General features: G+C 72.5%; 8 protein-coding genes. 6 read left to right on the top strand and 2 right to left on the bottom strand.

The features are described 5' to 3' along the window. On the bottom strand, positions 1-471 hold a 471-nt coding region (locus QZV97_RS15280; protein WP_295643922.1), incomplete at its 3' end, for an ABC transporter ATP-binding protein. Between the two features lie 83 nt (positions 472-554). Here QZV97_RS15280 and QZV97_RS15275 point away from each other — a divergent pair. The 6 genes from QZV97_RS15275 to QZV97_RS15250 all read left to right on the top strand — a co-directional run bounded on the left by QZV97_RS15275 (position 555) and on the right by QZV97_RS15250 (position 6,579). Beyond that, positions 555-1,226, top strand: a complete 672-nt coding sequence (locus tag QZV97_RS15275) for a TetR/AcrR family transcriptional regulator (protein WP_295643920.1) — start codon at positions 555-557, stop codon at positions 1,224-1,226. A 37-nt stretch (positions 1,227-1,263) separates the two neighbouring features. Next, positions 1,264-2,037 (top strand): hypothetical protein, encoded by a 774-nt coding sequence (locus tag QZV97_RS15270; protein ID WP_295643917.1) that lies wholly within the window; start codon positions 1,264-1,266, stop codon positions 2,035-2,037. 30 nt (positions 2,038-2,067) lie between these two features. Continuing rightward, complete coding sequence (locus QZV97_RS15265) at positions 2,068-2,736, top strand: response regulator transcription factor (RefSeq protein ID WP_295643914.1); 669 nt, start codon at positions 2,068-2,070, stop codon at positions 2,734-2,736. After that, positions 2,705-4,033, top strand: a complete 1,329-nt coding sequence (locus tag QZV97_RS15260; RefSeq protein WP_295643911.1) for a HAMP domain-containing sensor histidine kinase — start codon at positions 2,705-2,707, stop codon at positions 4,031-4,033. The genes QZV97_RS15265 and QZV97_RS15260 overlap by 32 nt, the downstream gene beginning before the upstream one ends. Positions 4,034-4,123: 90 nt before the next feature. After that, positions 4,124-5,821: a phosphoethanolamine--lipid A transferase gene (locus tag QZV97_RS15255; RefSeq protein WP_295643907.1), complete on the top strand. Its 1,698-nt coding sequence runs from the start codon at positions 4,124-4,126 to the stop codon at positions 5,819-5,821. Next, complete coding sequence (locus tag QZV97_RS15250) at positions 5,818-6,579, top strand: phosphatase PAP2 family protein (protein WP_295643904.1); 762 nt, start codon at positions 5,818-5,820, stop codon at positions 6,577-6,579. Before QZV97_RS15255 ends, QZV97_RS15250 begins: the two co-directional genes overlap by 4 nt. Here the strand turns inward: QZV97_RS15250 and fliE are convergent. Continuing rightward, the gene (gene fliE, locus QZV97_RS15245) at positions 6,560-6,892 is read right to left on the bottom strand and encodes a flagellar hook-basal body complex protein FliE (protein WP_295643901.1); all 333 of its coding nucleotides are present in this window, start codon (positions 6,890-6,892) and stop codon (positions 6,560-6,562) included. The two genes, QZV97_RS15250 and fliE, sit on opposite strands and share 20 nt — an antisense overlap. Between the last annotated feature and the right edge of the window lie 117 nt (positions 6,893-7,009).

The following is a 7,009-nucleotide window of genomic DNA, read 5'->3' as shown; positions in this document are numbered from 1 at the left end:
GTGCACCAGCGCCTGCGCCACCAGCACGCGGCGCTTCATGCCGCCCGAGAGCTGGCGCATGTTGGCGTCGGCCTTGTCGGCCAGGCCCAGGTTGGCCAGCAGCTCGTCGATCCAGGCGTCGTTGCGCTGCTTGTCCACGCGCACGCCGAAGTAGCCGCTCTGGATGCGCAGCGTCTCGCGCACGCTAAAGAAGGGGTCGAACACCAGCTCCTGGGGCACGATGCCCAGCGACTGCCGCGCCGCCGCGTAGTCGCTCACCACGTCGTGGCCGCGCACCGTGACGCGCCCCGCGCTGGCGCGGCTCAGGCCGGCCAGGATGCTGATCAGCGTCGTCTTGCCGGCGCCGTTGGGACCCAGCAGCCCGAAGAAGTCGCCCTCCTCGATGTCGAAGCCGACGTCCTGCAGCGCGTGGAACTCGCCGCGCGGCCCGCGATAGGTCTTGGAGACGGACTCGAAGCGGACGGCGGGCATGGGGCGGCGATTGTAGGGAGCCGCCGCGGTTCGCGTTGCCCGCCTTGGTTGCCCCTCGTCTTGATGCTAGATTGACCGCCGTCATGCCCGCCGCCAAGAAGCCCCCGCGCCGCACCGCCGAGCGCATCCTGGAAGTGACGCTGGAGCTGTTCAACCGCTTCGGCGAACCCAATGTCAGCACGACGCTGATCTCGGCCGAGCTGAACATCAGCCCGGGCAACCTGTACTACCACTACCCGGCCAAGGACGAGCTGATCAACAGCCTGTTCGACCGCTACGAGACGGCGCTGACCGAGCTGCTGCGCGCGTCGGACAACGTGCGCAACGTCGAGGACGCGTGGCTCTTCTTCCACATGTTCTTCGAGCTGATCTGGCAGTACCGCTTCCTGTACCGCGACCTCAACGACCTGCTCAGCAAGAACCGGCGGCTGGAGACCCACTTCCAGTTCGTGCTGAAGAACAAGCAGCAGGCCGTGCGCGAGGTGCTCGACGGCCTGGCCCGCGGCGGGGCGCTCGGCAAGACCGGCATGGACGTGCGCGAGGTCGAGCCCGTCGCCACCGCGATGGTCGTGGTGCTGACCTACTGGCTCAGCTACGAGTACGTGCGCGACCCGCGCAAGGCGCTCGAGCCCGAGAGCGCCGGCGCCGCCCTGCTGCGCGGTGCCCAGCACGTGCTGAGCCTGCTGATGCCCTACCTCGACCCTGCCCAGCGCGAGCACCTGTTCACGCTGGTCGGCAGCTACGCCAAGCCCTGAAGCAGCCCTTTCGACAACGACACGACCGGAGACGACGATGGCCAAGTGGACCGCCTTTCCCTACGACAACGCCGACTACAGCCACAGCGCCGCAGCGCTGAAGAAGCACTGGGCCCGGCTCCATGCCGGCGACGCCGAGCCGCTGCCCAAGGAGGCCGCGGTGCTGGAGGCCTGGGCGCTGTTCCACGCCGGCGAGTTCAGGAAGGCCGCCGACGCCGGCCTCAAGGCGGGCGGGGCCGGGCTGACGGTCGCCAACAAGGCCCAGTCGATCTACGCCAACTATCTGGAGAAGAGCGAGAAGACCAAGCTCGAGCTGTTCCAGGAGGTCGCCGAACGCGCCGAGGCCCAGGCGGCCGCGGAGCCGAAGAACGCCAACGCGCACTACTTCATGGCCTACGCGCTGGGCCGCTACAGCCAGGGCATCAGCGTCGCCAAGGCGCTGGCGCAGGGCCTGGGCAGCAAGGTCAAGGGGGCGCTGGAGACGACCATCCAGCTCTCGCCCAAGCACGCCGACGCGCACATCGCGCTCGGCGCCTTCCACGCCGAGGTCATCGACAAGGTCGGCAAGCTGCTCGGCCGGACCCAGGGCGCCGACACGGCGACCGGGCTGAAGATGTTCCAGACCGCGCTCAAGCTCAACCCGACCAGCGCGATCGCGATGGTCGAGTACGCCAACGGCCTGGTCATGCTGGAAGGCGACAAGAAGATGAAGGAGGCGACCAGGCTCTACGAGCAGGCCGCTGCCTGCGAGCCGCTCGACGCGATGGAGCGGCTGGACGTCGAGATGGCCAAGGCCGAGCTCGAGGACTGACGCCGGACCCGGCGCCTGCAGCGGACCCGCATGCAGATCCTGATCGTTGAGGACGACCGCCCGATCGCGGAGAACCTGCACGACTACCTGGAGGCGCGCGGCCACCAGTGCGACCACGCCGCGACGCTGGCGCAGGCGCGGCGGCGGCTTGCCGCGGCGCCGCCCGACGTGCTGCTGCTCGATCGCTCGCTGCCCGACGGCGACGGGCTGGCGCTGGTGCACAGCCTGCGCGCCCAGGGCTCGTCGCTGCCGGTGCTGGTGCTGAGCGCGCGCGAGACGCTCGACGACCGGCTGCGCGGCTTCGAGGCCGGCAGCGACGACTACCTCGTCAAGCCCTTCGCGCTGCAGGAGGTCGAGGCGCGGCTGCTGTCGCTGCTGCGCCGTGCGGCGCCCGCGCCGACCGCGACCACGCTCGAGCTCGGGCCGCTGCGCTACGACGCCGCGGCGCAGGAGCTGCGCCTCGAGGGCCGCACGCTGCCGCTGCCGCCCAAGCCGCTGCGGCTGGCCGCGCTGCTGATCGAGCATCCGAACCGCGTCTTCTCGCGCCAGGAGCTGGAGACCGCCGTCTGGGGCCAGGCGCTCGAGTCGAGCGACAACCTGCGCAGCGTGCTGCACACGCTGCGCCGCGCGCTGGCCGACGCGGCCGGCATCGAGATCGTCAACGTCCATGGCCTCGGCTACAAGCTCGTCGTCCGCTGAGTCGCGAGACGCGGCGCGCGGCAGCAGCCTGCGGCTGCGCATCGCGGTGGCGGTCGCGCTGCTGGTGCTGGTGGCGATCCTGGCGCAGGCCTTCGCGATCTTCTTCCTGTTCGAGGACAAGGAAGACGAGCTGATCGACGACGTCGTCAACGGCCAGCTGGCCCACAGCATGGCGATGTGGCGCGAGTCGCCCGAGCGGGCCGCCCCCAACACGCCCGACATGCGCCTGTTCCGCGTGACGCGCGCCGAAGGCGACGCCGCCCTGCCGGCCTGGCTGCGCGGCCTGGCGATCGGCAACCACGAGCGCTACGACGGCAGCAACGAGTACCACGTCGCGGTGCGCGAGGATGCCGACGCGCGCTACATCCTCACCTACGACGCCGAGGAGCACGAGGAGCGCATGCGCGCCATCGGCTCGGTGATCGTCGTCGCGGCGCTGGTCATCGCGGCCGCCGTGCTGGCGGTGGTCTACCAGCTGGCGGGCCGGCTGACGCGCCAGCTCGGCGACCTGGCCGAGCGCGTCGACGCCGGCCGCGAGGGCGGTCATGCCCGGCCCGGCATGGCCCATGAGGTCGCGGCCGTGGCCGGCGCGCTGGACCGCTACGAGCAGCGTCAGCGCGAGGCGGTCACGCGCGAGCGCGAGTTCACCGCCAACCTCTCGCACGAACTGCGCACGCCGCTGGCCGTGATCCGCAGCGACGCCGAACTGCTGGCCGCGCCGGCCGACCTGGGCGGCGAGACGGCGCCGGCCGGCGTGCAGCGCCGCGCCCAGCGCATCGTCGAGACGGTCGACCGCATCACCGAGCTGTCGGCCAGCCTGCTGACCCTGGCGCGCGAGGCGCGCCCGCAGCTCGAGGAGACGCTGCGCCTGCGCGAGCTGCTGCAGCAGTCGTGGCAGGCGCTCGCGGCGCGGCACGGCAACGGGGCCCGGCTCGACCTCGGCGTGCCCGACACCGCCACCGTCAGCGGCGACCCCGCGCTGCTGCGCCTGGTCGTCGACAACCTGCTGGACAACGCGCTGCGCCACGGCCAGGGCGGCCCCATCGAATGCCGCCTCGCCGGCACGCGGCTGGACGTGCGCGACCACGGCCGCGGCTTCGCGCCCGGCGACGTCGAGCGCGTGTTCCAGCGCGGCTGGCGCGGCGGCCGCAACGGCAGCGCCGACGGCATCGGGCACGGTCTCGGCCTGGCGCTGGTGCAGCACGCCTGCCGGGCCAGCGGCTGGCAGCCCGGCGCGGCCAACGCCGACGGCGGCGGCGCGGTGCTGAGCGTGGACTTCGGCACGGCGCTGCGCTAGCGCCCGTTCCCTCTCACAACTCGCTCACAGCCGCCTCACCGCGGCCTCACGCCGCGTTACCGACAGTGCAGGGGCCACTCGCCCTGCAGCATGTCCACCTCCTACCTCCCGCATCCGGCCCGGCCGGCCCCCACGCCCTGGCTCGCGCGGCGCTGGTCCTGCAGCACCGAGACCCTGGCCCTGCTGGCCAGCCTCTACTTCGCGGTCGCCGTCAACGGCGGCTTCTGGACCGGCGCGATGCAGGGCCGCAGCCTGTCGTCGGTGGCCGGCTGGGGCCACGCGCTGTCGCTGTTCGCGATCCTGACCGGCCTGCAGTTCGTGCTGCTCGGCCTGCTGCTGACGCGCCGCAGCGCCAGGCCGCTGCTGGCGCTGCTGTTCGTCGCGGCGGCGCTCGCCGCGCACGCGATCTGGCGCTACGGCGTCTATCTCGACCCGGCCATGCTGCGCAACGCGCTGAAGACCGACGCGCCCGAGGTCCGCGAGCTCATCACGCCCGCGCTGTGGCGCGACCTCCTGCTGCTGGCCGGCCCGCCGCTGCTGCTGCTGTGGCGGCTGGACCTGCCCCGGCGGCCGCTGCGCCGGGCGCTGGGGCGCCGCGCGCTGGCGCTGGGCCTCGGTCTCGCGGTCGTCGTCGGCACGCTGCTGGCCGACTTCCAGGGCCTGGCCTCGCTGATGCGCAACCACAAGGAGCTGCGCTACCTGGTCACTCCGACCAACGTCGTCTACTCGCTGGCGCGAGCCACGACGTCGACCGGCCTGCGCCCGGCCGAGGCGCGCCTCCCGATCGGCAACGATGCCCGGCTCGGCCCGGCCTGGGCGGCCTCGGCGCGCCCGGTGCTGATGGTGGTCGTGGTCGGCGAGACGGCGCGCAGCGCCAACTGGGGCCTGTCCGGCTACGCGCGCCAGACCACGCCGGGCCTCGCGGCCCGCGCGCCGATCTCCTTCCCGCGCGTGGCGACCTGCGGCACCGACACCGAGACTTCGGTGCCCTGCCTGTTCGCGCGCATCGGCCGCCAGGCCTACGACGAGACCCGCATCCACCGCGAGCAGTCGCTGCTGCACCTGCTGGCCCGCACCGGCCTGGATGTGCAATGGATCGACAACCAGTCCGGCTGCAAGGGTGTCTGCGACGGGCTGCCGACGCGCCAGCCGAAGCCGGCCGACCACCCCGACCTGTGCGACCACGACCGCTGCCTGGACGACGTGCTGCTGCGCGAGCTCGACGCCGTGGTCCGGCCCGTCGGCGCGTCCGCCGGCGGCCGGCGGCCCGATGGCCAGGTCGTCGTGCTGCACATGCTGGGCAACCACGGGCCGGCCTACTACCGCCGCTACCCGGCCGACGACGCGCCCTGGCAGCCGGCCTGCCAGGACGACGACCTGTCGCGCTGCACGCGCGAGGCCATCGTCAACGCCTACGACAACGCGCTGCACCACACCGACCAGGTCCTGTCGGCCGCGATCGACCGCCTGCGCGCGCTGGCGTCGACCCACGACGTGGCCCTGGTCTACGTCTCCGACCACGGCGAGTCGCTCGGCGAGAAGGGACTGTTCCTGCACGGCATGCCCTACGCCATCGCGCCCGACGAGCAGAAGCAGGTGCCGATGATCCTGTGGATGTCCGACGGCTACGCGCAGCGCTTCGGCGTCGACCGCGAGTGCCTGCGCCGCGAAGCCGCGGCCGGCGGCGCCAGCCACGACCACCTGTTCCATTCGCTGCTCGGCCTGCTCGACGTGCAGACCGCGACCCGCCGCCCGGCCCTGGATCTCGCCGCGGCCTGCCGCTCGTGAGTGCGTCGCACGACGACCGCAGCGCGTGGCTGCGGCGCCAGGCCGGCGGGCTGGTGCTGGCTGCCGGCGCCCTGCTGTGGCTGTTCGAGACGCATCCGCTGGACCTGCAGGTCGCCGGCTGGTTCTACGACGCGGCCCGGGGCGCCTTCCCGCACCGCCACGAGTGGCTGTTCGACACCCTGCTGCACCACGGCCTGAAGTCGCTGTCGGTCGCCGCCGGCCTGGGTGCGGCCGGCCTCGCGATCGCCGGCATGGCCGGGCTGTGGCCGGACTGGCCGCGCCGCAACGCGCTGGCGGCCGCGCTGGGCATGGCGCTGATCCCGCTCGGCACGGCCCTGCTCAAGCACTGGACCCATCGCCACTGCCCCTGGGACCTGACGCCCTTCGGCGGTTTCGTGCCCTACACCACGCTGCTGCAGGGTGCGCCCGACGGATACGCCCCCGGCCAGTGCTTCCCGGCCGGCCATGCCGCGGGCGGTTTCGTCTGGATGGTGTGGGGCGTGGCCCTGCGGTCGTGGAAGCCGCGGCTGGCGCGCTGGGCGCTGGCCGGCGGCCTGACGCTGGGGCTGCTGATGGGCGTGGCGCGCATGGCGCAGGGCGCGCACTTCCTGTCGCACACGCTGTGGTCGGCCTGGTTTGCCTGGGCCGTGAGCGTGGGACTGGCGGCGGTCTGCCGGGTCGAACTCGGAGCGCGCGGCGCCGGTGGCCGTGCCGGCGACGGCCCGCAGGCCGCGTCGCTCACATCGGCATGTTCATGATGTCGGAGTAGGCCTGCACCAGCTTGTTGCGGACCTGCAGGGTCGCCTGGAAGCCGATCTGGGCCTTCTGCATCGCGATCATCGTCTCTTCGAGCGAGACCGACGAGTTGCCCAGCTGCACCTGCTTCTGCATCTCGCTGGCCTGGGTCTGGGTGGCGCTGACCGCCTTGAGCGCGGCGCTGAAGCTGGTCTGGAAGCTGGCCGGGGCCACCGCCTGCGGCTGCGTGGCCTGGCGCACGCGCTCCGCCACCTGCGGCATGCCCGCACGGGCAGCGGCCTGAGCAAAGTCGAAGGGCTTGAGCTTCACGTCCATGGGTCGCCATCGTGCCAGCCGCGCGGCCGGACGATGGAGCGAACTGGCCGGATTTGGCCGGCTTGTTCGCCGCTTTTGCCGCTCAAGGGTAACGAAACAATGCCGAGGCGATGGGCG

Source organism: uncultured Methylibium sp. (assembly GCF_902826655.1).
GTDB lineage: Bacteria > Pseudomonadota > Gammaproteobacteria > Burkholderiales > Burkholderiaceae_C > Methylibium.
This window is presented reverse-complemented; position numbering and strand designations above follow the sequence as displayed.